The organism is Streptomyces sp. NPDC048142, assembly GCF_043202835.1.
GTDB lineage: Bacteria > Actinomycetota > Actinomycetes > Streptomycetales > Streptomycetaceae > Streptomyces.
Window position 1 is genome coordinate 1 of record NZ_JBIDBC010000027.1, and the last position, 26179, is coordinate 26179.

Here is a 26179-nt window from a genome sequence, read left to right on the forward strand (position 1 = left end):
CCGGGCGCCCCCCGCGCGGGGGGGCGCCAAACCATCCGCCCCTGCCGGCCCCCCGCCGGGGGGGCGGGGGGGGGGGGGTTTTGGGGGGGGGGGGGGGGGGGGGGGCCCCCCCACCCGGGGGCCCCCCCCTCTCGCCGTCGGCGTCGTGCGCTCAGCCGGCCAGGCAGGCCGGGCCGAGCAGCACCTTCAGGTCGCCGAAGAGGGCCGAATCGGCCTTGACCCGGTGCCGGTCGAGCCGCAGGACGGTGGTCTTGCGGGGGCCCTGGAGCTTGATGCGTACCTCGGTGTCGCCCCGGTGGTGGCTGAGCACCTCGCCGAGCCGGGTGACCATCGGCGGGGTGATCTTCACGGTGGGGATGGTGAGGACGACGGGCGCGTTGGTCCCGGCGTTGGAGATGTCGGGGACCTGCATCTCCATGGCGACCAGCCGGGGCACGTCCTCGCGCTTGTCCAGGCGCCCCTTCACGAAGACGACGGTGTCCTCGACGAGCTGGGTGGAGACCAGCTGGTAGGTGGCGGGGAAGAACATGCACTCGATGGAGCCGGCCAGGTCCTCCACGGTGGCGATGGCCCAGGCGTTGCCCTGCTTGGTCATCTTGCGCTGGAGGCCGGAGATGATGCCGCCGACGGTGACGATCGCGCCGTCGCCGTAGTCCCCGCCCATGAGCTGGGAGATCGAGGAGTCGGCCTTGTCGGACAGCACGTGCTCCAGGCCGAACAGCGGGTGGTCGGAGACGTACAGGCCGAGCATCTCCCGCTCCTGGGCGAGCAGGTAGGCCTTCTCCCACTCGACGTCGGAGAACTCCACGTCGAGCCCGAAGCCCGGCTCGCCGCTCTCCTCCTCGCCGCCGCCGAAGAGGTCGAACTGCCCCTCGGCCTCCTTGCGCTTGACCTGCACCACGTTGTCGATCATCGGCTCGTGGTGGGCGACGAGGCCCTTGCGGGTGTGGCCCATCTCGTCGAACGCGCCGGCCTTGATGAGCGATTCCACCGTGCGCTTGTTGCAGACGACCGCTTCGACCTTGTCCAGGAAGTCGGGGAAGGTGCTGTACTTCCCCTTCGCCTTGCGCGACCGGATGATCGAGTCGACGACGTTCTGGCCGACGTTACGGATGGCGGTCAGGCCGAAGAGGATCACGTCGTCGCCCTGGGCGGCGAAGTTGGACAGCGACTCGTTGACGTTCGGCGGGAGCACCTTGATGCCCATGCGGCGGCACTCGTTGAGGTAGACCGCGGACTTGTCCTTGTCGTCCTTGACCGAGGTCAGCAGAGCGGCCATGTACTCGGCGGGGTAGTTCGCCTTGAGGTAGGCGGTCCAGTAGGTGACCAGGCCGTACGCCGAGGAGTGCGCCTTGTTGAACGCGTATCCGGCGAACGGCACCAGGACGTCCCACAGCGCCTTGATCGCCGCGTCGGAGAAGTCCTTCTCCTTGGCGCCCTTCTCGAAGAGGACGAAGTTCTTCGCCAGCTCCTCGGGCTTCTTCTTGCCCATCACGCGGCGCAGGATGTCGGCCTCGCCCAGTGAGTACCCGGCGACGATCTGGGCGGCCTTCTGGACCTGCTCCTGGTAGACGATCAGACCGTAGGTGAGGCCGAGGACCTCCTTGAGGGGCTCCTCCAGCTCCGGGTGGATCGGGGTGATCTCCTGGCGGCCGTTCTTGCGCTCCGCGTAGTTCGTGTGCGAGTTCATGCCCATCGGGCCCGGCCGGTAGAGGGCCGAGACGGCGGAGATGTCCTCGAAGTTGTCGGGCTGCATCTGGCGCAGCAGGGAACGCATCGGCCCGCCGTCGAACTGGAAGACGCCGAGCGTCTCGCCCCGGCAGAGCAGTTCGTACGTCTTGGGGTCGTCCAGCGGCAGGTCGAGCATCTCCAGGTCGACGCCCTTGTTGGACTTCACCATCTTGATGGCGTCGTCCATGATCGTCAGGTTGCGCAGGCCGAGGAAGTCCATCTTCAGCAGGCCGAGCGACTCGCACTGCGGGTAGTCCCACTGCGTGATGGTGACGCCGTCGGTGTGCCGCGTCCAGAGCGGGGCGTGGTCGACGATCGGCTCGCTGGACATGATGACGCCGGCGGCGTGCACGCCCATCTGCCGGACCAGGCCCTCGACGCCCTTGGCGGTGTCGATGACCTTCTTGACGTCCGGTTCGCTCTCGTACATCCCCCGGATCTCGCCCGCCTCGCTGTAGCGCGGGTGCTTGGGGTCGGTGATGCCGTTGAGGTCGATGCCCTTGCCGAGGACGTCGGCGGGCATCGCCTTGGTGAGCCGGTCGCCCATCGCGTACGGGTAGCCCAGGACCCGGGCGGAGTCCTTGATGGCGTTCTTGGCCTTGATCTTGCCGTAGGTGCCGATTCATGGCGACCTTGTCGGCGCCGTACTTCTCGGTCACGTACCGGATCACCTCGACGCGCCGGCGCTCGTCGAAGTCGATGTCGACGTCGGGCATGGAGACGCGCTCGGGGTTGAGGAACCGCTCGAAGATCAGCCCGTGCTCGATCGGGTCGAGGTCGGTGATGCCCATCGCGTACGCCACGATCGAACCGGCCGCCGAGCCACGGCCGGGGCCGACCGCGATGCCGTTGTTCTTGGCCCACATGATGAAGTCGGCGACGACCAGGAAGTACCCCGGGAACCCCATCTGGATGATGATGTCCATCTCGTACTCGACCTGCTTCTGCCGGTCGTCGGGGACACCGTTCGGGAAGCGGCGGCCCATGCCGACCCGGACCTCCTCCTGGAACCAGGTGATCTCCGTGAAGCCGTCCGGGATCTCGAACTTCGGCATGAGGTTCTTCGCCTCGAACATGCCGGTGGTGTCGATCTGCTGGGCGACCAGGAGGGTGTTGGCGCACCCCTGCTGCCAGGCGTCGGAGGAGTCGACGGCGTACATCTCGTCCGTCGTCTTGAGGTAGTAGCCCGTGCCGTCGAAGCGGAAGCGGTCGGGGTCCGAGAGGTTCTTGCCGGTCTGGATGCAGAGCAGGGCGTCGTGGGCGGTGGCCTCGTGGGCGTACGTGTAGTGGGAGTCGTTCGTCACCAGCGGCGGGATGTCGAGCTTCTTGCCGATCTCCAGCAGCCCGTCACGGACCCGGCGCTCGATCTCGATGCCGTGGTCCATCAGCTCCAGGAAGTACTTGTCCGCCCCGAAGATGTCCTTGTAGTCGGAGGCCGCCTGGACCGCCTCGTCGAACTGGCCGAGCCGGAGCCGGGTCTGCACCTCGCCGGAGGGGCAGCCGGTGGACGCGATCAGGCCCTCGGACCACTGGGAGATGGTCTCCTTGTCCATCCGGGGCCACTTCTGGAGCCAGCCCTCGGCGTACGCGTCGGAGGAGAGCCGGAAGAGGTTGTGCAGCCCCGTCCTGTTGGACGCCCAGATCGTCTTGTGGGTGTAACCACCGGAACCGGACACGTCGTCGCGCTTCTGGTGCGGCTGCCCCCACTGCACCTTGCGCTTGTGCTTGCGCGACTCCGGGGCGACGTACGCCTCGATGCCGATGATCGGCGTGACGCCCGCCTTGGTCGCCGAGTGGAAGAAGTCGTAGGCCCCGTGCAGGTTGCCGTGATCGGTCATCGCGATGTGCGACATGCCCATCTCGTTGCACGCCTCGAACATGTCCTTGAGCCGCACCGCACCGTCCAGCAGCGAGTACTGGGTGTGCACGTGCAGGTGCGTGAAGGGCGGCTTGGTCACGGCGTCGGGCCTCCGGGAAGTCGGGCGATGACGGACGGGGGGACAGCGTGGAAGTCTACGACGTGGCGGAGTCGGACGACGGGCACTCCCGGCTCACGCCGAGCGTTGGAGAGGACGGGACATCCGTCCGATTTGTCATGCACTCGGTCACCTGGACCCCGGGTTCGGCCAGACACGCCAGCTACAGCGGGAGGCAGCAAGAAATGTCGGAAACGCAGACCGGCGCAGCGCGGCGCGGGGAGCAGATTCTCACCGTTTTCGACACCGCCTTCGGAGAGCTGCTGGCCGCCGATCCGGCCGCCTTCCGGGTCAAGTTCCGCAGGATGGCGGGCTCGGCCTTCGCCTTCTACCGCGGCACGGCCTGCCTGTTCTACGGCGACCTGGAGCAGGAGCGGCACGGCGGCCCGTTCCTGGACGAGCACACCGGCCGGGTGTGGATCCACGGCGATCTGCACGCGGAGAACTTCGGCACCTACCTGGACGCCAACGGCCGGCTCGTCTTCAACGTCAACGACTTCGACGAGGCGTACGTGGGCCCCTTCACCTGGGACCTGAAGCGCTTCGCCGCCTCCGTGGCGCTCATCGGTCACGCGAAGGCACTGGCCGACGAGCAGATCACCGACCTGGTCCGGATCTTCGCCGCGTCCTACCGCGAGCGGATCCACGCGCTGGCGACGGGCGCGAAGAACGACGAGGTGCCGCCGTTCACCCTGGACACCGCGGACGGCCCGCTGCTGGGCGCGCTGCGCGCCGCCCGTTCGCGCACGCGTTTCTCGCTGCTGGACTCGATGACGGTGATCCGGGACTTCGAGCGCCGGTTCGCGGACGGCGCCGGAGCGATCGACCTGGACGCCGCGACGCGCTACAAGGTGCTGTCCGCGTTCGACGGCTATCTGGAGACGCTGCCGGAGTCGAGCCTGACCCGTCCCGACTCCTACCGGGTCAAGGACGTGGTGGGCCGCCGGGGCATCGGCATCGGATCCGCCGGGCTGCCCTCGTACAACATCCTCCTGGAGGGCAACAGCGACGCCCTGGAGAACGATGTCGTGATCTACCTCAAGCAGGCGCAGACCCCGGCGGTCTCCCGGCACGTCACGGACGCCTATGTGCGGGAGTACTTCCAGCACGAGGGGCACCGCACCGTGATCTCGCAGCGCGCGCTCCAGGCGCACGCGGACCCGTGGCTGGGCTGGACCGAGCTGGACGGCTCGGGCCAGCTGGTCGCCGAGGTCTCGCCGTACGCGGTCGATCTGGACTGGTCCGACATCGACGAGGTGGACGAGATCGCGGCGGTCGTCGCCGATCTGGGCCGGGTGACGGCCACGATGCACGCGGCCGCCGACGACGAGAGCGGACACTCGCTGGTGCCGTTCTCCACGGAGCGGGCGATCGACGCGGCCATCGCGGCCGACGAGGAGAGCTTCGCGCCGCTCCTCGTCGACTTCGCCCACAGCTACGGGGCGCGGGCCCGCGCGGACCACCAGATCTTCGTGGACCTCTTCCGCAACGGCCGGATCCCGGGCCTGCAGGGCCCGGTGGCCCAGGGTCCCCCCGCGGGGACTCTCAGCCACTTTTAAGACCCGTTTACCTCGGCGCATGACACACTTTCCGGCGATGGACATCTCAGGGACGCAGCTCAGGGTCGCGCGCGCGGCGGTCTTCACCGCGCTCGCCGTCACCCTGTCCACGGCGTCCCACGTGCTGCTCTCCGGGGTCCCGCTGCCACTGGCCGCGGTCGCGCTGATGGCCGCCGTCGTCTTCGCGGTGGCGTACGCGCTGGCCGGCCGGGAGCGCGGCTTCGGGGCGATCGCGGGGCTGCTGGTGCCGCTGGAGCTGGCCGCCGACACGCTCTTCACCACGGGCCAGCATCTCTGTTACGGGGCGGCCGGCGGCCCGGTCGCGGGCCCGTTGCGCGCGGTGGGCTTCGACGTCCTCTGCGGCGGCGGCGAGGTCGGCGCCTCCGGGGCCCGGATCGCCGGGGTCGGCGCGGTGGGCACCCCGCTGGCCGATGTGGCCGGTGCGGGCGACCGCGCGGCGGCGCTGCTGGCGCAGCCGGGACCTGCCGTGCCGTGGCTGCTGCTCGTCGCCCATGTGGCGGTCGGGCTGCTCGCCGCGGCCTGGCTGCGGCGCGGCGAGGCGGCCCTGGCCGGGCTGCTGCGCACGGCGGCCCTGCTGGCGTTCCGGCCGCTGCTGGTCGCGGTCGCCGTGGTGCGCGCGGGCGTCCGGTCCGCGGTCCGCGGCACCCGGCCCGCCGGACGTCCGCACCCGCCGCTGGCCGCCCGCTTCCTCGTGCGGTGTGTGGGACGCAGGGGCCCGCCGCTCATGACGTACGCCGCTGCCTGAGAGCACGGCGACACGACGACGCCGGCACCGCCCCTTCCCACACACGTAGCATCACGCAGTCACGGAGAACGAACATGAGCAAGCGGAACACCCAGACGAACAAGGCAGCGGCCCGTGAGCGGCTGCGCGCCGAGCGCGAGCGCCAGGCCAAGAAGGACAAGACCCGCAAGCAGGTCGTCGTGGCGGTCTCGGTCGTCGCCGCCCTCGCCGTGGTCGGCGGCATCGCCTACGGCGTGAACGAGCTGAACAAGCCGGGCGCCTGGGAGGCGGCCGCCGACGCGAAGAACGTCACCGCGCCGAAGAACACCTCGGGCGACGACGGCACCACCGTGGTGATCGGCGAGTCGGGCGCGAAGAAGACCCTGGAGCTGTACGAGGACTCGCGCTGCCCGGTGTGCGCCACGTTCGAGCAGGGCATCGGCGAGACCCTCTCGAAGGACGTCGAGGCCGGTAAGTACAAGGTCAAGTACGTCGGCGCGACCTTCATCGACAACATCGACAACGGCGAGGGCTCCAAGAACGCCCTGAGCGCGCTCGGCGCGGCGCTGGACGTGAGCCCCGAGGCGTTCCTGGAGTACAAGGCCGCGCTGTACTCGGCGGAGTTCCACCCCGAGGAGAGCGACGACAAGTTCGCCAAGGACAGCTACCTCATCGAGGTCGCGGACTCCGTCGACGCGCTGAAGGGGAACAAGGCCTTCCAGAAGAACGTGGAGGACGGCACCTTCGACGCCTGGGCGATGAAGATGTCCAAGGCGTTCGAGAAGAGCGGTGTGCAGGGCACGCCGACGCTGAAGATGGACGACAAGAAGGTCACGGCGGAGGGCAGCGAGAACGCCCCCATGACGGCCGACGAGTTCACGAAGGCCGTCGACAAGGCGCTGAAGGCGTAACGCCTTCGGCCGCCCCGGGGCCGCCCTCCGGCGCGCTTCTACAAAGTGGCCAGGAAGCCGAGCGCGACCTTCCAGGTCTGCTCGGCGGCCGCCTGGTCGTAGTCGTGCAGATCGGGGTCGGTGAACAGGTGCCCGGCCCCGGGGTAGCGGTAGACCTCCACGTCCGCGCCCGTCCGCCGCATCTGGAGGTACCAGCTGTTCAGCCAGTCGTGGGACTCGAAGGGGTCCGGGTCCGCGACGTGCAGCTGGACGGGCAGCTCGTCCACCGTGGCGTTCTCGGCGATGTCCGACGTGCCGTGGAACAGCAGCAGCCCGCGGGCCTTCGCGTCGCCGAGCGCCAGGGTCTGCGCGGTCGCCGCACCGAGGGAGAAGCCGGCGTAGACGAGCCCCTGGTCGGAGTAGGGTGCGGCGGCCAGCACGGCGCGCTTCAGCAGCTCCTCCTTGCCGACCTCGTCCTTGTAGGCCATCCCCTCTTCCACCGTGCCGAAGGTGTGCCCCTCGAACAGATCGGGCACGCGCACCTCATGGCCGGCGTCCCTGAGGCGCGCGGCCGCGGCGTGCACGGCGGGCCGGAGCCCGTACGTCGAGTGGAAAAGCATGATGTTCATGAGGCCCATGGTGCCATTTGTGCCCTGAAGGCCGCCCCACCGCTTGGAGGACGAAGGAATGGAGAGCGTGCTGCGCCCGCTGATCGTGATCGGCGGTTGTGTGGTGATCACCCTGCTGGTCGGCTGGCTGGTCGACCGGCTGCTGCGGCGGGCCGACAGCCGTCACCACGAGACCCCGCTGTGGGGGCTGCTGCGGCGCTGCCGGCCTCCGTTGCAGGTGGTGATCATCACGGCGCTGCTGCGCGGCAGCTACCGCCAGTCGGGCATCTCCTGGGTGGGGGACCACCGGGCCGGGACAGACCAGATCCTGACCCTGGTGCTGATCGGCGCGTCCGCCTGGCTGGTGGTGCGGATCGCGGCGACGGTCGTGGAGGCCAGCTACTCCCGGTACGCGGCGGCCACCCGCGACCCGGCCCGGGTCCGCCGGGTCCGTACGCAGGTGACGCTGATCCAGCGGGTGGTCATCGCGGTGGTGACGGTGGTCGCCATCGCGGCGATGCTGCTGACGTTCCCCCCGATGCGGGCGATCGGCACGTCGATGCTGGCCTCGGCCGGTCTGCTCGGCATCGTCGCGGGCGTCGCCGCCCAGTCGACGCTCGGCAACCTCTTCGCCGGGCTCCAGATCGCGTTCGGCGACATGGTGCGGATCGGTGACACCGTGGTGGTGGACGGCGAGTGGGGCACGATCGACGAGATCACCCTGACGTTCCTGTCGGTACGGACCTGGGACGAGCGGCGGATCACGATGCCGGTCTCGTACTTCACCGGCAAACCGTTCGAGAACTGGTCGCGCGGCGGGGCGCAGATGACCGGGACGGTCTACTTCCACCTCGATCACTCCGCTCCGGTCGCCGCGATGCGGGAGAAACTGCGGGACCTCCTCGGGGACATCGCCGCGTGGGACGGCCGGGACTGGTCGCTGGCCGTCACCGACACGACGCCGACCACCATCGAGGTGCGCGCGGTGGTCACGGCGAAGGACGCGAACGACATCTGGACGGCACGCTGCGCGGTGCGTGAGCAGCTGATCGGCTGGCTGCGCGACCACCATCCGTACGCGCTGCCGCGGATCTCCACCGCGCCCGCCGTGCTGCCGCCGGGCGGGCAGTGGGCGGAGCCGGCGGGCCCCGGGGGGCGGTCCGGCCACAACGGGAAGACGCCGCCGGCCGGCCTGGGCGGCTCCAGGGCGCCGCACACCGGCATCGGCTGAGCCGCCCGTCCGGGGTGGCTCAGCGCAGCGAGCGGACGTCCAGATAACGCAGCACCCGGTCCACGACCTCCGGGTCGGAGCCGGGCTCGCTGCGCGCGGAGAGCACCTCGTGGCGGGCGGCCGACATCATCTCGCGCTGGACGCGGCTGATCGCCCTGAAGCGTTCCGCGCGCCGGGCGTAGGCCTCGCGCCGCTCCTCGTCGACCATGTCCGGGCTGATCCGCGCCCCGATGTCGTAGGCGGCGCGCTGGAGCCGCTCCATGACCTCCTCGGGGAACTCCTCGACCTCCTGGATCTCCGTGAGGCGGTACTTGGCGGCCCTGGCCGCCCGGATGGCCAGCTCCCGCTCCAGGGCCTCTTCGGCGTCGGTGTCGGCCCGGACCCCCAGCTTGCGCACCAGCCAGGGCAGGGTGAGCCCCTGGAAGACCAGGGTCGCCATGATCACGGCGAACGCGATGAAGATGATCTCGTCGCGGCCGGGGAAGGGCTGCCCGTCATCGGTCTCCAGCGGGATCGCCAGCGCCAGGGCGACCGAGGCCACCCCGCGCATCCCGGCCCACCACATCACGACGGTCTCCCGCCAGCTGGTGGGGATCTCCTCGCTGACGTCACGTCGGGTGTGCAGCCGCTTGGCCAGCCAGGTCGCGGGGAGCAGCCACAGCAGCCGTACGCCGACGACGACCGCGACGACCGCGAGCCCCCAGCCGGCCATCTCCAGGGCGTGCCCGTGGGCGGTGCCGAACACGCTGTGCAGCTCCAGGCCGATCAGCCCGAAGGCGACGCCGGTGACCAGGGTGTCGACGATCTCCCAGAAGGTGCGTCCGGTGAGCCGGCCGAGCACGTCGTCGGCGTCGGCGGTGTGCTCGGCGAGGAACAGCGCGACGGTCAGGACGGCCAGCACGCCGGAGCCCCTCAGCTCCTCCGCGAGGACGTAGGCGACGAAGGGCACCAGCAGGGACAGGCCGACCTGGAGGGTGGCGTCGCCGAGCAGGTTCATCAGCTTGATGGTGAGCCAGCCGAGCGCGAGGCCGACCGCGACCGCGACGGCGGCGGAGAGGACCAGCAGTCCGAAGGCCTCGGGGAGCGAGAAGGTGCCGCTGACGGCGGCGGCGATGGCCACGTGGTAGAGCACGATGGCGGTCACGTCGTTGAAGAGCCCCTCGCCCTCCAGGATCGACACCAGCCGGCGCGGCAGCCCCACGGATCCCGCCACGGCGGTCGCCGCGACCGGGTCGGGCGGGGCGACGAGCGCGCCGAGGGCGACGGCCGCGGCGATGGGCAGCCCCGGCACGATCGAGTTGGCGACTGCGGCGACGGCGGCCGTGGTGACGAAGACGAGGGCCACGGCCAGCAGGAAGATCGGACGCCTGTTGGCGGCGAACTGCCGCCAGGAGGTGCGCTGCACGGTGGCGTAGAGCAGCGGCGGGAGCAGCGCGGGGAGGATGATCTCCGGCGGGATGTCGACGTTCGGCACGAACGGCATGAAGGCCATCGCGATGCCGACGAGCGTCATCAGCACCGGAGCCGGCAGCCCCAGCCGTGCTCCGAGCGGCACCGTGACCACGGCTCCGAACAGCAGCAGGAGCAGCAGGGACATCTGTTCCACGAGGTGCCTTCCGGAGCATGCGGGTCCGGCACATCACGAGCGGCCGGGCAAGACCTCCCACCCTGCCACGCAGGGTGGGCGATTCAGCCGATACCTCCCGCTTCCGGCGCTCAGGCCGGGTGGATCTCCCGCCGCATCGCCCGGTGCGGCATGCCCGCGTCGGGGAACTCGGGGCCGTACGCGACGTATCCGAGCCGCTCGTAGAACCCGAGGGCGTGGGTCTGGGCGTGCAGGTCGACGGCGGTCAGGCCCAGTGCCCGCGCCTCGTCCTCGATGGCCCGGACGAGGGCCGCGCCGATCCCGAGGCCGCGGGCCTCCCGGCTCACGGCGAGCCGGCCGAGCGAACCGACGGCCGGGTCGCCACCGGTCCCGCCGGCCGCGTCCGCGCCGTGCAGCAGCCGTCCCGTGCCGAGCGCGGTGCCGTCCGCCGCGACGGCCAGGACATGCACGGCAGTCGCGTCGTGGGCGTCGTACTCCAGCTCCTCGGGCACGTTCTGCTCACCGACGAAGACGTCCCTGCGGACCTGGAAGCAGGCCTGGAGGTCGCTCTCCTCGGCGGCCCTTCGGGTGCTGTACGGGGAGGGGGCGGAACTCACTGGCTCTCCGCCGAGATGGTGTCGAGGGCGTGCTGGAGGTCGGCCGGGTAGGTGCTGGCGAACTCCACCCAGCTGCCGTCGCTCGGGTGCTCGAAGCCCAGGCGCACGGCGTGCAGCCACTGCCGGGTCAGCCCGAGGCGCTTGGCCAGCGTCGGGTCCGCGCCGTAGGTGAGGTCGCCGACGCAGGGGTGGCGGTGGGCGGACATGTGGACCCGGATCTGGTGGGTGCGGCCGGTCTCCAGCTTGATGTCGAGCAGGCTGGCGGCGCGGTAGGCCTCGATCAGGTCGTAGTGGGTCACCGACGGCTTGCCCTCGGCGGTGACCGCCCACTTGTAGTCGTGGTTGGGGTGACGGCCGATGGGGGCGTCGATGGTGCCGCTCATCGGGTCCGGGTGGCCCTGGACGAGGGCGTGGTACTTCTTGTCGACGACCCGGTCGCGGAACTGGGCCTTGAGCAGGGTGTAGGCCCGCTCGGACTTGGCGACGACCATCAGGCCGGAGGTGCCGACGTCGAGCCGGTGGACGATGCCCTGGCGCTCGGCGGCGCCGGAGGTCGAGATCCGGTAGCCGGCCGCGGCGAGGCCGCCGATGACGGTGGTGCCGGTCCAGCCGGGGCTGGGGTGGGCGGCGACGCCGACCGGCTTCATGATGACGACGATGTCGTCGTCGTCGTGGACGATCTCCATGCCCTCGACGGGCTCGGCGACGATCTGGACGGGAGCGGGTGCCCCCGGCATCTCCACTTCCAGCCAGGCACCCCCGTGGACCCGCTCGGACTTCCCGGCCACCGAACCGTCCACCTGGACCTTCCCGGCTGCGGCCAGCTCGGCGGCCTTGGTGCGGGAGAAACCGAACATCCTGGAGATGGCGGCGTCGACGCGCTCGCCTTCCAGGCCGTCCGGTACGGGCAGGGTGCGGATCTCGGGGTGCGTACTCACCTGTCGAGTATGCCTTGCGCCCGCGGCTCCACGCGCCGCCCGGGGGTGCCCCCTAGTCCTTGTGCACGGTCCCGTCCGGGTCGAGGCCCTTGAAGGACAGGATCACGATGAGGATGCCGCCGCACACGATGGCGGAGTCGGCGAGGTTGAAGACGGCGAAGTGCTTGGGGGCGATGAAGTCCACCACCGCGCCCTCGAACACGCCGGGCGCCCGGAAGAGGCGGTCGGTGAGGTTGCCGAGCGCACCGCCCAGGAGGAGGCCCAGGGCGATGGCCCACGGCAGGCTGTAGAGCTTGCGGGCCAGCCGGACGATCACCACGATCACGCCGGCGGCGATGATGGTGAAGATCACCGTGAACGCCTCGCCGAACCCGAACGCGGCGCCCGCGTTCCGGATCGCCCGGAACTGCAGCCAGTCGCCGATGATGTCGATCGGCGGCTGGTGCTCCAGCTTCGCGACCACGATCATCTTGGTGACCAGGTCCAGCAGGTAGGCCACGATGGCCACGCTCAGGAGAACGAGGACCTTCCGCTTGCCCCGGCCCGCGTTCACGGCGGCGTCGGCGGCCGTGCTGCCGCCCTCGTCCGTGCTCTCGGCATCGGGATTGTCCGGCGTACCGATGATGCGCTCCGCCTCTGCCACGTGAATCCCTCGACCTAGGTGCCTGACTGAGGATGAGCGTACGACACACCTGTGCGGATCAGCCGCGCCGCTCCTGCTTCTGTTTGTCCTCGACGCACAGGGTGGCCCGGGGGAAGGCCTGCATCCGCGCCTTGCCGATCGGTTTGCCGCAGACCTCGCAGAGCCCGTACGTCCCCGCCTCCAGACGGGCCAGGGCCCGCTCGGTCTGCTCCAGCATCTCCTGGGCGTTGGCGGCCAGCGACAGCTCGTGCTCGCGGGTGATGTTCTTGGTGCCGGTGTCGGCCTCGTCGTCGCCCGCACCGTCTCCGGAGTCCCGCATCAGACCGGCGAGCGCCGCGCCGGAGGCCTCCAGCTCGCTGCGGAGCCGCACCGTCTCGCTCGCCAGCAGGGTGCGCGCCTCGGTGACCTCCCCGGGCGTCCAGGGGTCCTCCCCGGGCCGGACGGCCAGCTCGTCGGGGGCGACGGCACGGGCCGGCGGCACGGGGGCCGTGGCCTGTGCGGCTGCTGCGGGACGACTCGCGCTCTTCTTGGCTACCACCGTGTGGGCTCCCGTCTGCTCGGCGGCGCGGGCCGCCTCCGTGGCCGCCGTTGCGGCCTTTTTCGACGCCTTCTTGGTCGCGCTCTTCTTGGCGGTGCTCTTCTTGGCGGCGGGCTCCTCGCCGACCGCGGTCTCCTTCGCGGCCGTCTTCTTGGCCGCCGTCTCCTTGGCCGCCGTCTCCTTCGCGGCCGACTTCTTGGTCGCCGTCTTCCTGGTCGCCGTCTTCCTGACGGCGGCCTGCTTCGCCGTCCTCTTCGCGGGCGCGGCCCCCTGGCCGGCCGGTGGCTCGTGGGTGCCGTCCTGCTCGGCCGCGGTCTCTTCCGCCGTCTTCTTCGCCACCATGGCCGCGGCCCCTTCACATATTGTGATCTTGCTCGCGAATCGTGCTGGGACGATAAATCGACTCCAGCCCCGCGGCAACGGGGCACGCCGCCTTCCCGCCCCTCCCCGTATCCGGTCGTGGCGCGCCTGCCTCCGTTGTTCCCAGCTCCCCGCCCGGTAATCCGGCCTCCGGGCCGCGCCGGGAAGTCCGCGCGCCCCGTCCGGCCAGTCGGGTCACGCCCGCGCGCCGCCGATAACCGGTCGGCCGTCGCCGTCGAGGCCCGTACACTGACCCCAGCGAGAGGCTTGGACGGGACGAGTAGCGCCGTACGCAGCCAGCAGCGACCCGGGGATGGTGGGAGCCCGGGGGCGAGCGCGTCGTGAAGATCACCCCGGAGCTGCCGGAAGAACGCTTTGGACCATGGGCCCCGCCCATGGGACCGAGGTCACTAGACCCGGCGTCGCGACCCCAATGAGGGGGCCACGGGCGCACGCCCGGGGCCAAGGAGGGTGGTACCGCGGGAGCCGAGACGCTCTCGTCCCTCCGACGGAAGTGGAAGACGTCCGCCGGAGGAAGCCGCACATGACATCGCCGCAGTACCGCCAGGTACCCGCCCAGGTCGACCTGCCCGCGCTGGAGCACGCCGTGCTCGACTTCTGGCGCGAGAGCAAGGTCTTCGCCAAGAGCCTCGAGCAGTCCGAGGGCCGCCCCGAGTGGGTCTTCTACGAGGGCCCGCCCACCGCCAACGGCATGCCGGGCGCGCACCACATCGAGGCCCGCGTCTTCAAGGACGTCTTCCCCCGCTTCCGCACCATGCAGGGCTACCACGTCGGCCGCAAGGCCGGCTGGGACTGCCACGGCCTGCCGGTCGAGCTCGCGGTCGAGAAGGAGCTGGGCTTCAACGGCAAGAAGGACATCGAGGCCTTCGGCATCGCCGAGTTCAACGCCAGGTGCCGTGAGTCGGTGACCCGGCACACCGACGCGTTCGCCGAGCTGACGACCCGCATGGGCTACTGGGTCGACCTGGACGACGCGTACCGCACGATGGACCCGGAGTACGTGGACTCCGTGTGGTGGTCGCTCAAGGAGATCTTCAACAAGGACCTGCTGGTCCAGGACCACCGGGTCGCCCCCTGGTGCCCGCGCTGCGGCACCGGCCTGTCCGACCACGAGCTGGCCCAGGGCTACGAGACGGTCGTCGACCCCTCGGTCTTCGTCCGCTTCCCCCTCACCTCCGGCCCGCTGGCCGGCGAGGCAGCCCTCCTGGTCTGGACGACCACCCCCTGGACGCTGGTCTCCAACACGGCCGTCGCCGCCCACCCCGAGGTCCGCTACGTCGTCGCGACGAACGGCGAGGAGAAGCTCGTCGTCGCCGAGCCGCTCCTGGAGAAGGCGCTGGGCGAGGGCTGGGAGGTCACCGGCCGGTCGTTCACCGGCGCCGAGATGGAGCGCTGGACCTACGAGCGCCCCTTCGCCCTGGTCGAGTTCCCGAGCGTCAGCGAGGGAAGCAATGGACACAGTCCGGCGGAAGCCCACTACGTGGTCAACGCCGAGTACGTCACGACCGAGGACGGTACGGGTCTGGTCCACCAGTCCCCCGCGTTCGGCGCCGACGACCTCGTGGTCTGCCGTGCGTACGGCCTGCCGGTGGTCAACCCGGTCCGCCCGGACGGCACCTTCGAGGAGGATCTCCCCCTGGTCGGCGGCGTCTTCTTCAAGAAGGCCGACGAGGCGCTCACCGCGGACCTGGACGCGCGCGGCAAGCTCTTCCGCCACGTCCCGTACGAGCACAGCTACCCGCACTGCTGGCGCTGCCACACGGCCCTGCTCTACTACGCGCAGCCGTCCTGGTACATCAGGACGACGGCGATCAAGGACCGTCTCCTTCAGGAGAACGAGAAGACCAACTGGTTCCCGGACTCGGTCAAGAACGGCCGCTTCGGCGACTGGCTGAACAACAACGTCGACTGGGCGCTCTCCCGCAACCGTTACTGGGGCACGCCGCTGCCGATCTGGCGCTGCGAGGACAACCACCTGACGTGCGTGGGCTCACGCGCGGAGCTGACGGAACTGACGGGCGCCGACCAGTCGTCGCTCGACCCGCACCGCCCGTTCATCGACGAGATCACCTTCACCTGCTCGCACGAGAACTGCCGGCTGGAGGCGTACCGCGTCCCGGAGGTCATCGACGCCTGGTACGACTCGGGTTCGATGCCGTTCGCGCAGTGGGGCTACCCGTACAAGAACAAGGAGATCTTCGAGAGCCGCTACCCGGCGCAGTTCATCTCGGAGGCCATCGACCAGACCCGCGGCTGGTTCTACACGCTGATGGCGGTGGGCACCCTGGTCTTCGACAAGTCGAGTTACGAGAACGTCGTCTGCCTGGGCCACATCCTCGCCGAGGACGGCCGCAAGATGTCCAAGCACCTGGGGAACATCCTCCAGCCGATCCCGCTGATGGACCAGCACGGGGCGGACGCGGTGCGGTGGTTCATGGCTGCGGGCGGCTCCCCGTGGGCGGCACGCCGGGTGGGCCACGGCACCATCCAGGAGGTCGTCCGCAAGACGCTCCTCACCTACTGGAACACGGTCGCCTTCCAGGCCCTGTACGCGCGCACGTCGGGCTGGGCCCCCTCGGCGGCCGACCCGGCCCCGGCGGACCGCACGGTCCTGGACCGCTGGCTGCTCAGCGAACTCAACGCGCTGGTCGACCAGATGACGCAGGCGATGGAGGGCTACGACACCCAGCGCGCCGGCAAGCTGCTCTCGGCGTTCGTGGACGACCTCTCCAACTGGTACGTACGCCGCTCGCGCCGCCGCTTCTGGCAGGGCGACAAGGCGGCGCTGCGCACGCTGCACGAGGTCGTCGAGACGGTGACCCGGCTGATGGCCCCGCTGACCCCGTTCATCACGGAGCGGGTCTGGCAGGACCTGATCGCCCCGGTCACTCCCGACGCCCCGGAATCGGTACACCTGTCCACCTGGCCCAAGGCGGAGGTCTCCGCGATCGACCCGACGCTCTCCACGCAGATGGCGCTGGTGCGCCGCCTGGTGGAGCTGGGCCGGGCCACGCGCGCCGAGTCGGGCGTGAAGACCCGCCAGCCGCTGTCCCGCGCACTGGTGGCGGCGACGGGCTTCGCTTCGCTCTCCCCCGAACTGCGCGCGCAGATCACGGAGGAGCTGAACGTCACATCGCTGGCCTCGCTCTCCGAAGTGGGCGGTTCACTGGTCGACACGACGGCGAAGGCCAACTTCCGCGCCCTGGGCAAGCGGTTCGGCAAGGGCGTGCAGGCGGTGGCCAAGGCGGTGGCGAACGCGGACGCGGCGGCCCTCTCGCTCGCCCTGCGCGAAGGCACGGCCACGGTGGAGGTCGACGGCGAGCAGATCACCCTCTCCCCCGACGAGGTCATCATCACGGAGACCCCGCGCGAGGGCTGGTCGGTCGCCTCGGACTCGGGCGCGACGGTCGCCCTGGACCTGGAGATCACCCCGGAACTGCGCCGCGCGGGCCTGGCCCGTGACGCGATCCGCCTGATCCAGGAGGCCCGCAAGAACAGCGGCCTGGACGTCGCGGACCGCATCGCCGTCCGCTGGACCTCGACGTCCCCGGCAACGGTGGAGGCCCTCACCGAGCACACGCCGCTGATCTCCGAGGAGGTGCTCGCCCTGGACTACGCGCAGGGCGAGGCGGACGAGACGTACGGCGAGGTGTTCGAGGACGAGGGCCTGGCGCTCACGTTCCGCCTGCGCAAGCGGTAACCCGTACGCAAGCGAAGGGCCCGGCCGGAAGCGTTCCGGCCGGGCCTTCCCGTACCCCCTCAGGGGCTCCGCCCCCGAATCCCCGCGCCTCGGATATGCCCTCCCGCGCCCAAGAAGCGGGACCGGGTCGTCTCAAGCCCCTCCGGCGCTTGAGGAGCGGGGTCCGGGGCGGAGCCCCGAAACTCAGCCCGTCCGGCGCTTGAGGACACAGGGGCCGGGGGCGCCGCCCACGGCAAAGGGCCGGGCCCCGGGGAAAACCCGGGGCCCGGCCCTTTGCCTGCCGACGGCTACGCGCTCAGCGAGCGCGAACCGCTCAGTTGTCGTCCTCGTCGATCAGGAACCCGCGCATCGGCGAAGGCGCCTGCTGCATCGGCTGCGGCGCCTGCGGCCGCACCGGTGCCATCGGCTGCGTCATCGCGGGCGACATCTGCTGCTGGCCGCCGTAGGACGGCCCACCGCCCATGGACTGGCCGCCGCCCATCTGCTGGCCGCCGTGGCCACCGTGGTTGGAGCCGCCCATGGAGTGACCCATCGCACCCGCACCGGCCGGGGCCAGCGAGGGGGACGGCGGCAGCGAAGCGGTCGCCGGAGTCCGCGGCGGGGCGAGCGAGTCGTCCGCCTGGGTCTCCAGCTGGCGCAGCTGGCTCTCCAGGTAGGACTTCAGCCGCGTGCGGTACTCGCGCTCGAAGCCACGCAGGTCCTCGACCTTGCGCTCCAGCGTCGCGCGGGCCGACTCCAGCGAGCCCATCGCCACGCGGTGCTTCTCCTGCGCGTCCCGCTCCAGGGCGTCGGCCTTGGCACGCGCGTCGCGCTCCAGGCCCTCGGCACGGCTGCGCGCCTCGCCGACGATCTTGTTGGCCTCGGAACGGGCCTCCGCGATCGCCTGGTCGGCGGTCTGCTGTGCGAGCGAGAGAACACGGGCGGCGCTGTCGCCGCCGGGGCCCTGCCCCTGCTGCTGCATCTGCGGCGGCTGCATCTGCTGCTGCATCTGCTGCTGCTGGGGGTGCTGGCCCATCGGGCCGCCCATGGGACCGCCCTGCATCGGGCCGGGGCCGTGCTGACCCTGCGGACCGGGGCCGTGGCCGCCCTGAGGGCCGTGGCCACTGGGACCTGCGGGCAGCTGCGGCGCGCCACCGGGCAGCTGGGGCGGACCCATCTGCGGGGGCTGCTGCTGCTGCGGCGGTCCGGATATGGCGGCGGGAACGGGCGCACCCGGGCGATCCTGCTGCTCCGGAGGCTTGCGCATACCCTGCTGCTGTTGCTGCTGCTGCTGGTTCTGCGCGGCGGCACGCGTCGCGGCGGCCAGCTTGGCGCGCAGGTCCTCGTTCTCACGGAGCAGACGGGTCAGCTCCGATTCGACCTCGTCGAGAAAGGCATCGACCTCGTCCTCGTCATAGCCTTCTCGGAGGCGGACGGTCGTGAACTGCTTGTTCCGCACGTCCTCGGGGGTCAACGGCATCTCTTCTTCACCTCTACGTAGTCGTCGGCAGTCGGCAGGACCGTATCGCTCACAACCTGACCACAACGCTGATCAGGATGTAGACGATGATCATCAGAACGAAGAAGGACAGGTCGAGTGCCACGCCCCCGAGACGCAGCGGCGGAATGAACCGCCGCAGAAGCTTGAGCGGTGGATCGGTGACAGTGTAAGTGGCCTCAAGTACGACCACCATCGCCTTGCCGGGTTGCCATGAACGTGCGAACTGGAAGACGTAGTCCATGACCAGCCGGAAGATCAGCACGATGAGGAAACACATCAGCGCGATATAGACCACATCCAGTGCGACGCCCATGTCCCGCGGTTCCCTCTCCCCTGGCTCTCGTCAGCTCCGGCCTCGTGGCCGGCACCGGCCTCTCGGCCGGGTTGTTCGGTGTCGTGTTCTCAGCTCTGGTTGAAGAATCCGCCCTCTGCGATGCGGGCCTTGTCCTCCGCCGTGACATCGACGTTAGCAGGCGACAACAGGAACACCTTCTGTGTCACGCGTTCAATGCTGCCATGGAGACCGAAGACGAGTCCCGCGGCAAAGTCGACAAGTCGCTTCGCGTCCGTGTCGTCCATCTCCGTGAGATTCATGATCACCGGAGTGCCCTCACGGAAGTGTTCCCCGATGGTACGGGCCTCGTTGTAGGTCCTGGGGTGCAGCGTGGTGATGCGGTACGGCTCCCGCTCGGACACGACCTTGGGCATGATCACCGGTGCGTTCTTCTCCATGCTCGGGCGTTCGGGTGTGATGGATGCCACGGGGGCGATTCGGGCGGGTCGCCCGCTTTCCGCGGGGAGCTGAACCGGCTCGCGCTGGGCGGGTGGTTGCACCACTCGTACCGGTTCGTCCCTTTCGTGCTCACGGTCGCGCTCGCGCTCCCGCTCCACCTGGTGCGGGGGCTGATGCCGCCGCCGGTCGCGCTCGGGCTCCGGCTCAGGTTCGAATTCGTCATCGGGGTCGAACCCCGGACCGTCGTACCCATCGTCCTCCACGAGGCCGAGGTAGACCGCCATCTTGCGCATCGCGCCGGCCATGCTCCGAGTCCTCCGCTCTGTGGTGGATCGGCATTCGTCACCAAGTGCCCGCGATCCACTGTGGCCTGCCCGCTGTGAGCGGTAATGACCATATTTTCTGCTGTGGTCCGACTTGCTTCGCGACGTTACCCGAGCCGGGGTCGGACTCCGAGTACCGCCGTACCGACGCGTACATGTGTCGCTCCGGCCGCCACCGCGTCCTCCAGATCCCCGCTCATACCTGCGGAGACCATGTTCGCAGCCGGATGACCGGCGCGCAGGCGGGATGAGATTTCCATCAGCCGGTCGAACGCGGCCCGTTGCCGGCCGGCGTACTCCCCGGCCAGCGGCGCCACGGTCATCAGTCCGTCGAGCCGGAGCCCGGGAGCCGCGCCGATCGCGGCCGCCAACTCCTCGACCCCGTCCGGCGCGACGCCACCGCGCTCACCGCGCGCACCGCTCCGCGCGTCCAGGGCGACCTGGACGAGGCAGCCGAGTTCGCGCTCCCCGCGCACCGCGGCGGCGGAGAGGGCGGTGACCAGCTTGGCGCGGTCCACCGACTGCACGACATCGGCATAACTGGTCACAGAACGAACCTTGTTCGTCTGCAATTGTCCGACAAAGTGCCATGTCAGCGAAAGATCCGCACAAGCGGTGGCTTTGGGGGCCGCGTCCTGGTCACGATTCTCCGCGACATGACGCACACCGAGTTCATGCAGGATCCGCACATCGCTCGCGGGGTAGGTCTTGGTGACCACGATCAGGGTCACTTCCTCGCGCTTGCGACCGGCCGCGGCACAGGAGGAGGCGATCCTTTCCTCCACCTGTGCCAGATTCGCGGCGAGTTGAGCCTTACGGTCCGTCATCCCTTATCAGTCCAACCAGACATATCCGGCGAGCCGCCCGGTGGTGCGGTCGCGGCGGTACGAGAAGTGGTCGCCCGATTCCAGGGTGCAGTACGACGAGGAGTGCCGGTCCGCCACCCCGAGGGCGGCGAGCTGGGCGTGGACTCCGCCGGTGACGTCGACCGCCGGGGTTCCCCAGCCGGTCTCGGACCAGGTGCCGGGGACGGCCCCGGCGACCTCGGCCCGCATCGCCTCCGGCACTTCGTAGCACCGTCCGCAGACGGCCGGTCCGGTGTGCGCGGTGATCCGGGCGGGGTGTGCGCCGAGCGCGACCATGGCCTCGACCGCCGCCGGAACGACTCCGGCGAGAAGTCCCGGCCGCCCGGCGTGCGCCGCCCCGACGACTCCGGCGACCGGGTCGGCGAGAAGAACGGGGGTGCAGTCGGCGGTGAGAACCGCGAGCGGCAGCCCGCGCCGGGCGGTCACCACCGCGTCCACGGCCGGAATCTCCGCGTCCGCACCCCACGGTCCGTCCACCACCGCGACGTCCCGGCCGTGCACCTGGTTCATCCAGACGACCGACGCCGGGTCGAGACCGAGGCGACGGGCCGCGCGTTCCCGGTTCACGCCGACGGCGGCGGGGTCGTCGCCGACCGCGCCGCCGAGGTTGAGCTCACCGTACGGAGCTGTGCTCACTCCGCCCCACCGGTCGGTGAAGGCGAAATGGGCGCTGCCCGCGACGGGTGCCGCCCGGTGCTGGGCTATCACTTCAAGAAGTCCGGAACGTCCAGCTCTTCGGCCTGGGCGTCCTGGTAGGGACGGGCCGGCGGGACGTGCGGCGGAGAGACCGGCGACAGCGGGCTCTCACTCGAAGCCGACGCGGGGGCGGGCTCGGCCGGGGCCGGGCTCTCCTCGCGCGGAGGTACGGAACCGAGTCCGCCCGTCGGGCGGGTGGACTCGGCGGAGGACCTGGCCGGGGCGGCCGGCTCCTCGCGCTTGCCGCTGTTCGCGCCGAGGACGTTCTCCCGGCGGGCCGGCGGCTGTCCGCCGTCGAAGCCCGCGGCGATCACGGTGACCCGCACCTCGTCGCCCAGGGCGTCGTCGATGACGGCGCCGAAGATGATGTTGGCCTCGGGGTGTGCCGCCTCGCTCACCAGCTGGGCGGCCTCGTTGATCTCGAAGAGACCGAGGTCGCTGCCGCCGGAGATGGAGAGCAGGACGCCGCGGGCGCCGTCGATGGAGGCTTCCAGGAGGGGCGAGGAGATCGCCATCTCCGCGGCCGCCACCGCGCGGTCGTCGCCGCGCGCCGAGCCGATGCCCATGAGCGCCGATCCGGCCTCGGACATGACCGACTTGACGTCGGCGAAGTCGAGGTTGATCAGACCCGGGGTCGTGATGAGGTCGGTGATGCCCTGGACACCCGAGAGCAGCACCTGGTCGGCCGACTTGAACGCGTCGAGCACGCTGACCTGGCGGTCCGAGATGGACAGCAGGCGGTCGTTGGGAATGACGATGAGGGTGTCGACCTCTTCGCGGAGTTCGGCGATGCCGTCCTCCGCCTGGTTCGCGCGTCGCCGGCCCTCGAAGGTGAACGGGCGGGTGACCACACCGATCGTCAGGGCGCCGAGCGAGCGCGCGATGCTGGCGACGACGGGTGCGCCGCCGGTGCCGGTGCCGCCGCCTTCTCCGGCGGTGACGAAGACCATGTCGGCCCCCTTGAGGACCTCCTCGATCTCCTCACGGTGGTCCTCTGCCGCCTTACGACCGACGGCCGGGTTCGCCCCGGCGCCGAGGCCCCGGGTGAGTTCACGGCCGACGTCGAGCTTGACGTCGGCGTCGCTCATCAACAGGGCTTGTGCGTCCGTGTTGATCGCGATGAACTCGACGCCCTTGAGACCGACCTCGATCATTCGGTTGATGGCATTGACACCACCGCCGCCGACACCGATGACCTTGATGACTGCGAGGTAGTTCTGCGGTGCTGCCACGTCGAAGGCCTCTCGCCTCGAGTTACGTGTCGTCGCTCTGCGGTGGGCCCGCGGCGACGACTGATGTCGATGGGGACGGTCCGAACGCCGACCCAAACCCTAACGTTGAAGTTTAGGGTTACCAGTGTGTCTGCTTCCTGGACTCTTCCGAACAGGACACTAAGTCGACAAGTGGCGCACGTTCAACGAACACGCCGAACCTCCCGTTTTTCTTTTCACCCTATGTGATCACCCGTAGCGCTGACCAACCAGGGTGCTGGCCAGCACAAATACCCGTCAACTCGCCGATACCGCCGGTGCGGTGGGAGCGCTTACGTCGAAGTGTCCCGCTTTGGGGGCGGCTTTCATGAGTGCGGTGAGAACACGTGCCTTCACCGGTCCGTCCTCACCACTCCCCCAGGTCACCACACGATCCCGGGTGAGCCGCAAGGAGATCGCGTCGTACGAGATGACCCGTACGGTCTCGGTGTCCTCGGCGACGCCCGCCGGAAGGTCACCGGCGACCCGGACCGCCTCCCGCAACAGACGGTCACCTCCGAAGCGGCGAAGGCTCGCGGACGGCTCCGGAGTCAGCTCCAGCAGAGGCACGCCCTTCGGCGCCCTGTCCACGGTGGCGAAGCGCACACCTCCGGCATCCACTTCCACGAACTTCCCGTCCTTCTCGACGAGCAGGACCGGCTTCCGCTCCGTCACCTTAAGGCCGATGCCGCCCGGCCAGGACCGAACGACCTCGACGGCGCCGATACGGGGCAACCTCTGGCGCAACCGGCGTTCCATGGCATCGGTGTCCACGGAGATCAGCGGAGCACCGATGGGAACGGCGGCAACCGCTTCCACTTCTTCGCGGGTCAGGACCTCGGTGCCGCTCGTGCTGACCTTCTCGACGCGGAGCCAGGAGGAGCCGTAGAGCACCCAGATCACGAACGCGGTGAGCAGGGCGGCCACCACCGCGATCAGGATCAGCAGCGTTCGGCGGCCGATCCTGGGGCCGTCGGGGCCGATGTGCGGCGGGCGGGCGGAGGTGTCCGCCCGCCCGGGTGCGCCGCGCTGGGCGGTCGTCGGTCCGGCCACGCTCGCTCCTTCGCCGGACCCGGGGCGCCCGCCCCGGGTCCGCACCGCATCGCGCCGTACGCCTAGCGGCGTGCGGCGATCGCTTCGTACACCATGCCGACGAGCAGGTCGTCGGCGTCGCGCCGGCCGAACTCGGCCGCGGCACGGGACATTTCGTACAGCCGGTGGGGGTCCGACAGCACCGGCAGGACGTTGCCCTGCACCCACTCCGGGGTGAGCGCCGCGTCGTCCACCAGCAGGCCGCCGCCGGCGTTGACCACCGGCTGGGCGTTGAGCCGCTGTTCACCGTTGCCGATGGGCAGCGGGACGTAGGCGGCGGGCAGCCCGACGGCGGAGAGTTCGGCGACGGTCATCGCGCCCGCGCGGCAGAGCATCATGTCGGCCGCGGCGTACGCGAGGTCCATCCGGTCCACGTACGGTACCGGGATATAGGGCGGCATCCCGGGCATGTTGTCGATCCGCGGCAATTCGTTCTTCGGGCCGACCACATGGAGGATCTGGATCCCGGAGCGCTGGAGCAGCGGCGCGACCCGCTGGACCACCTCGTTGAGGTGGCGCGCGCCCTGCGAGCCGCCGGAGACCAGCAGCGTGGGCAGGTTGGGGTCCAGGCCGAAGGAGTCGCGGGCCTCCGGGCGGACCCGGGCGCGGTCCAGGGTGGCGATGGTGCGGCGCAGCGGGATGCCGATGTAGCGGGCGCCGCGCAGCTTGCTGTCCGGGGTGGAGACGGCGACCCCGTGGGCGTAGCGCGAGCCGATCTTGTTGGCCAGACCCGGGCGGGCGTTGGCCTCGTGGACCACGATCGGCACGCCTGCCCGCTTGGCGGCCAGGTAGCCGGGCAGTGCGACGTAGCCGCCGAAGCCGACCACGCAGTCCGCCTCGGTGCGCTCCAGGATCTGCTCGGCGGCCTTGATGGTGCCGCGCAGCCGGCCCGGGACGGTGATCAGTTCGGGCGTGGGCTTGCGGGGCAGTGGCACGGCGGGGATGAGCGCCAGCTCGTACCCCCGCTCGGGCACGAGCCTGGTCTCCAGTCCGCGTTCCGTGCCGAGGGCCGTGATTCCCACGGTCGGGTCCTGCCTGCGCAGGGCGTCTGCGAGGGCAAGCGCGGGCTCGATGTGTCCGGCGGTCCCCCCGCCGGCGAGTACGACATGCACCGAAATTCACCGCTCTCCGGACGGACGCTTCTTGACGCGCCGTCTCATCGTCTTCCATGTCACCCCGGGCTTCCGCATGGCCAGGGCCGCCTTCGCGGCGGGATCCTCCCGTGCGAAGGCGATCATCAGCCCGACCGCGGACATCGTCGGCAGCAGGGCCGATCCCCCGTAGGAGAACAGCGGGAGCGGAACCCCGGCGATCGGCAACAGGCCGAGCACCGCACCGATGTTGATCACGGCCTGGGCCGTGATCCACGTGGTCACGCCTCCCGCGGCGTACCTCACGAAGGGGTCCTCCGTGCGTCCGGCCACGCGGATACCCGCATAGCCTAGGGCCGCGAACAGGGCGAGCACGGACAGCGTCCCCGCGAGCCCCAGTTCCTCACCGGTGATCGCGAAGATGAAGTCGGTGTGGGGTTCCGGGAGTTGACCCCATTTTTCCACACTCGCACCCAGTCCGGAACCGAACCATCCGCCGGACGCCAGAGCGTAGATTCCGTGTGCGGCCTGCCAGCAGCCGCCCTCCGGATCGGGTTCGCTCACGCCCATGCAGGCGAGCCGGGACATCCGGTTGGGGCTGGTCCTGATCAGGAGGAACACGATGACGGCGGCGACGCCGAGGACCCCGGCGAACAGCCGGGTGGGGGCGCCCGCCAGCCAGAGCAGACCGAACAGGATCGCCGTGAGAATGATCGCGGTTCCCATGTCGCCGCCGAGCATGATCAGTCCGAGCAGCATGAAGGCGACCGGCACGAGCGGCACGAGCATGTGCTTCCACTGCGTCAGCAACCGCTTGTCCTGCTTGCGGGCCAGCAGGTCCGCACCCCACAGGATGAGGGCCAGCTTGCCGAACTCGCTGGGCTGGAGCTGGAACGGGCCGCCCAGGTAGATCCAGTTCTGGTTCCCGTTGACCGACATCCCTATGCCCGGCACCTGGACCAGGACCATCAGGAAGACGGTGACCATCAGTATCGGGTAGGCCAGCGCCCGGTGGAGCTTCACCGGCATCCGGGCGGCGATCAGCATCAGAGCGCCCCCGATGGTGGCGGCGAGGAACTGCTTGGCGAAGAAGTACGTCGAGGGCTTGCTGATGTCCAGCGCCTTGATCATCGAGGCGGAGTAGACCATCACCAGGCCCAGCACGGTGATCAGGAGGCTGGAGCCGAGGATCACGTAGTAGGCGGTCAGGGGCCGGTCCCAGGCCCGTCGTGCCCGCTCGTAGGTCCGGCGCGGTCCGCCGCCGCGTCCGGAGCGCGGGGTGCGGGGGCCCGAGCCGCCGCGTCCGGAGCCGCGGGGCGTCCCGGGACGGCGGGCGCCGGTGGCGAGGCGTCCGCGCAGGGCGAGCCCGGGGGGCAGCGGTGCTCCGGAGGGCGCGGGCGCCGCGGCGAGGGCGCGGGGGACCGAGGCCCGTGCGCGCCCCCGCCGTACGGCGAATCTCTCGTCGGCCGGCATTGTCGCTGTCCCCTCCACTGCTCGTGCCCGGGG

General features: G+C 70.3%; 20 protein-coding genes and 1 pseudogene. 5 read left to right on the top strand and 16 right to left on the bottom strand.

The genetic code is table 11. The features are described 5' to 3' along the window. Positions 1–151: 151 nt before the first annotated feature. Positions 152–3689, bottom strand: a pseudogene (gene dnaE, locus ACGF2Y_RS27605) (DNA polymerase III subunit alpha). Positions 3690–3892: 203 nt separating this feature from the next. Here dnaE and ACGF2Y_RS27610 point away from each other — a divergent pair. The 3 genes from ACGF2Y_RS27610 (at position 3893) to ACGF2Y_RS27620 (ending at position 6922) form a co-directional block, all read left to right on the top strand. Next, complete coding sequence (locus ACGF2Y_RS27610) at positions 3893–5266, top strand: DUF2252 domain-containing protein (protein WP_392952737.1); 1374 nt, start codon at positions 3893–3895, stop codon at positions 5264–5266. A 37-nt stretch (positions 5267–5303) separates the two neighbouring features. After that, positions 5304–6032, top strand: a complete 729-nt coding sequence (locus ACGF2Y_RS27615) for a hypothetical protein (RefSeq protein ID WP_392952740.1) — start codon at positions 5304–5306, stop codon at positions 6030–6032. Between the two features lie 74 nt (positions 6033–6106). Next, positions 6107–6922, top strand: a complete 816-nt coding sequence (locus ACGF2Y_RS27620; RefSeq protein WP_392952743.1) for a DsbA family protein — start codon at positions 6107–6109, stop codon at positions 6920–6922. A gap of 38 nt (positions 6923–6960) precedes the next feature. Here the strand turns inward: ACGF2Y_RS27620 and ACGF2Y_RS27625 are convergent, their stop codons facing one another. After that, positions 6961–7539 (bottom strand): dienelactone hydrolase family protein, encoded by a 579-nt coding sequence (locus tag ACGF2Y_RS27625; RefSeq protein ID WP_392952745.1) that lies wholly within the window; start codon positions 7537–7539, stop codon positions 6961–6963. A 49-nt stretch (positions 7540–7588) separates the two neighbouring features. Between ACGF2Y_RS27625 and ACGF2Y_RS27630 the strand changes: the two genes are divergently transcribed. Next, positions 7589–8740: a mechanosensitive ion channel family protein gene (locus tag ACGF2Y_RS27630; protein WP_392952748.1), complete on the top strand. Its 1152-nt coding sequence runs from the start codon at positions 7589–7591 to the stop codon at positions 8738–8740. Positions 8741–8759: 19 nt separating this feature from the next. Here ACGF2Y_RS27630 and ACGF2Y_RS27635 read toward each other — a convergent pair whose 3' ends face one another. The 5 genes from ACGF2Y_RS27635 to ACGF2Y_RS27655 all read right to left on the bottom strand — a co-directional run bounded on the left by ACGF2Y_RS27635 (position 8760) and on the right by ACGF2Y_RS27655 (position 13403). Further along, positions 8760–10346, bottom strand: coding sequence for a Na+/H+ antiporter (locus tag ACGF2Y_RS27635; RefSeq protein WP_392952751.1), 1587 nt, complete (start codon positions 10344–10346; stop codon positions 8760–8762). Between the two features lie 110 nt (positions 10347–10456). Continuing rightward, on the bottom strand, positions 10457–10942 hold the full coding sequence (locus ACGF2Y_RS27640) for a GNAT family N-acetyltransferase (RefSeq protein WP_392952753.1): 486 nt from the start codon (positions 10940–10942) through the stop codon (positions 10457–10459). Next, on the bottom strand, positions 10939–11880 hold the full coding sequence (locus ACGF2Y_RS27645; RefSeq protein ID WP_392952756.1) for an RluA family pseudouridine synthase: 942 nt from the start codon (positions 11878–11880) through the stop codon (positions 10939–10941). Before ACGF2Y_RS27645 ends, ACGF2Y_RS27640 begins: the two co-directional genes overlap by 4 nt. Positions 11881–11932: 52 nt before the next feature. Next, positions 11933–12523 carry a signal peptidase II gene (lspA, locus tag ACGF2Y_RS27650; protein WP_392952759.1) on the bottom strand — a complete coding sequence of 197 codons (591 nt, stop codon included), beginning with the start codon at positions 12521–12523 and terminating at the stop codon, positions 11933–11935. Between the two features lie 58 nt (positions 12524–12581). Then, the gene (locus tag ACGF2Y_RS27655) at positions 12582–13403 is read right to left on the bottom strand and encodes a TraR/DksA C4-type zinc finger protein (RefSeq protein WP_392952762.1); all 822 of its coding nucleotides are present in this window, start codon (positions 13401–13403) and stop codon (positions 12582–12584) included. Positions 13404–13965: 562 nt separating this feature from the next. Between ACGF2Y_RS27655 and ileS the strand changes: the two genes are divergently transcribed. After that, a complete protein-coding gene (gene ileS, locus ACGF2Y_RS27660) occupies positions 13966–17142 on the top strand; it encodes an isoleucine--tRNA ligase (protein WP_392952765.1) in 3177 nt (1058 codons plus the stop codon). A 313-nt stretch (positions 17143–17455) separates the two neighbouring features. On the opposite strand, the gene ACGF2Y_RS27665 is transcribed toward ileS, so the two are convergent. From ACGF2Y_RS27665 to ftsW, 9 genes are all read right to left on the bottom strand, one after another. After that, positions 17456–18601: a DivIVA domain-containing protein gene (locus ACGF2Y_RS27665; protein ID WP_392952768.1), complete on the bottom strand. Its 1146-nt coding sequence runs from the start codon at positions 18599–18601 to the stop codon at positions 17456–17458. A gap of 49 nt (positions 18602–18650) precedes the next feature. Further along, complete coding sequence (locus ACGF2Y_RS27670) at positions 18651–18935, bottom strand: YggT family protein (RefSeq protein WP_006123846.1); 285 nt, start codon at positions 18933–18935, stop codon at positions 18651–18653. A gap of 89 nt (positions 18936–19024) precedes the next feature. Beyond that, a complete protein-coding gene (locus tag ACGF2Y_RS27675) occupies positions 19025–19660 on the bottom strand; it encodes a cell division protein SepF (protein ID WP_392952771.1) in 636 nt (211 codons plus the stop codon). Positions 19661–19785: 125 nt separating this feature from the next. Beyond that, complete coding sequence (locus ACGF2Y_RS27680) at positions 19786–20505, bottom strand: YggS family pyridoxal phosphate-dependent enzyme (RefSeq protein WP_392952774.1); 720 nt, start codon at positions 20503–20505, stop codon at positions 19786–19788. A 6-nt stretch (positions 20506–20511) separates the two neighbouring features. After that, positions 20512–21252, bottom strand: a complete 741-nt coding sequence (gene pgeF, locus ACGF2Y_RS27685) for a peptidoglycan editing factor PgeF (protein ID WP_392952776.1) — start codon at positions 21250–21252, stop codon at positions 20512–20514. Continuing rightward, positions 21249–22472 (bottom strand): cell division protein FtsZ, encoded by a 1224-nt coding sequence (ftsZ, locus tag ACGF2Y_RS27690; protein ID WP_392952779.1) that lies wholly within the window; start codon positions 22470–22472, stop codon positions 21249–21251. Before ftsZ ends, pgeF begins: the two co-directional genes overlap by 4 nt. Positions 22473–22748: 276 nt before the next feature. Then, positions 22749–23543 (bottom strand): cell division protein FtsQ/DivIB, encoded by a 795-nt coding sequence (locus ACGF2Y_RS27695; protein ID WP_392952781.1) that lies wholly within the window; start codon positions 23541–23543, stop codon positions 22749–22751. Between the two features lie 62 nt (positions 23544–23605). Further along, positions 23606–24694: an undecaprenyldiphospho-muramoylpentapeptide beta-N-acetylglucosaminyltransferase gene (gene murG / locus ACGF2Y_RS27700; protein ID WP_392952784.1), complete on the bottom strand. Its 1089-nt coding sequence runs from the start codon at positions 24692–24694 to the stop codon at positions 23606–23608. Between the two features lie 6 nt (positions 24695–24700). Next, a complete protein-coding gene (ftsW, locus tag ACGF2Y_RS27705) occupies positions 24701–26146 on the bottom strand; it encodes a putative lipid II flippase FtsW (protein WP_392952786.1) in 1446 nt (481 codons plus the stop codon). Positions 26147–26179: the final 33 nt, after the last annotated feature.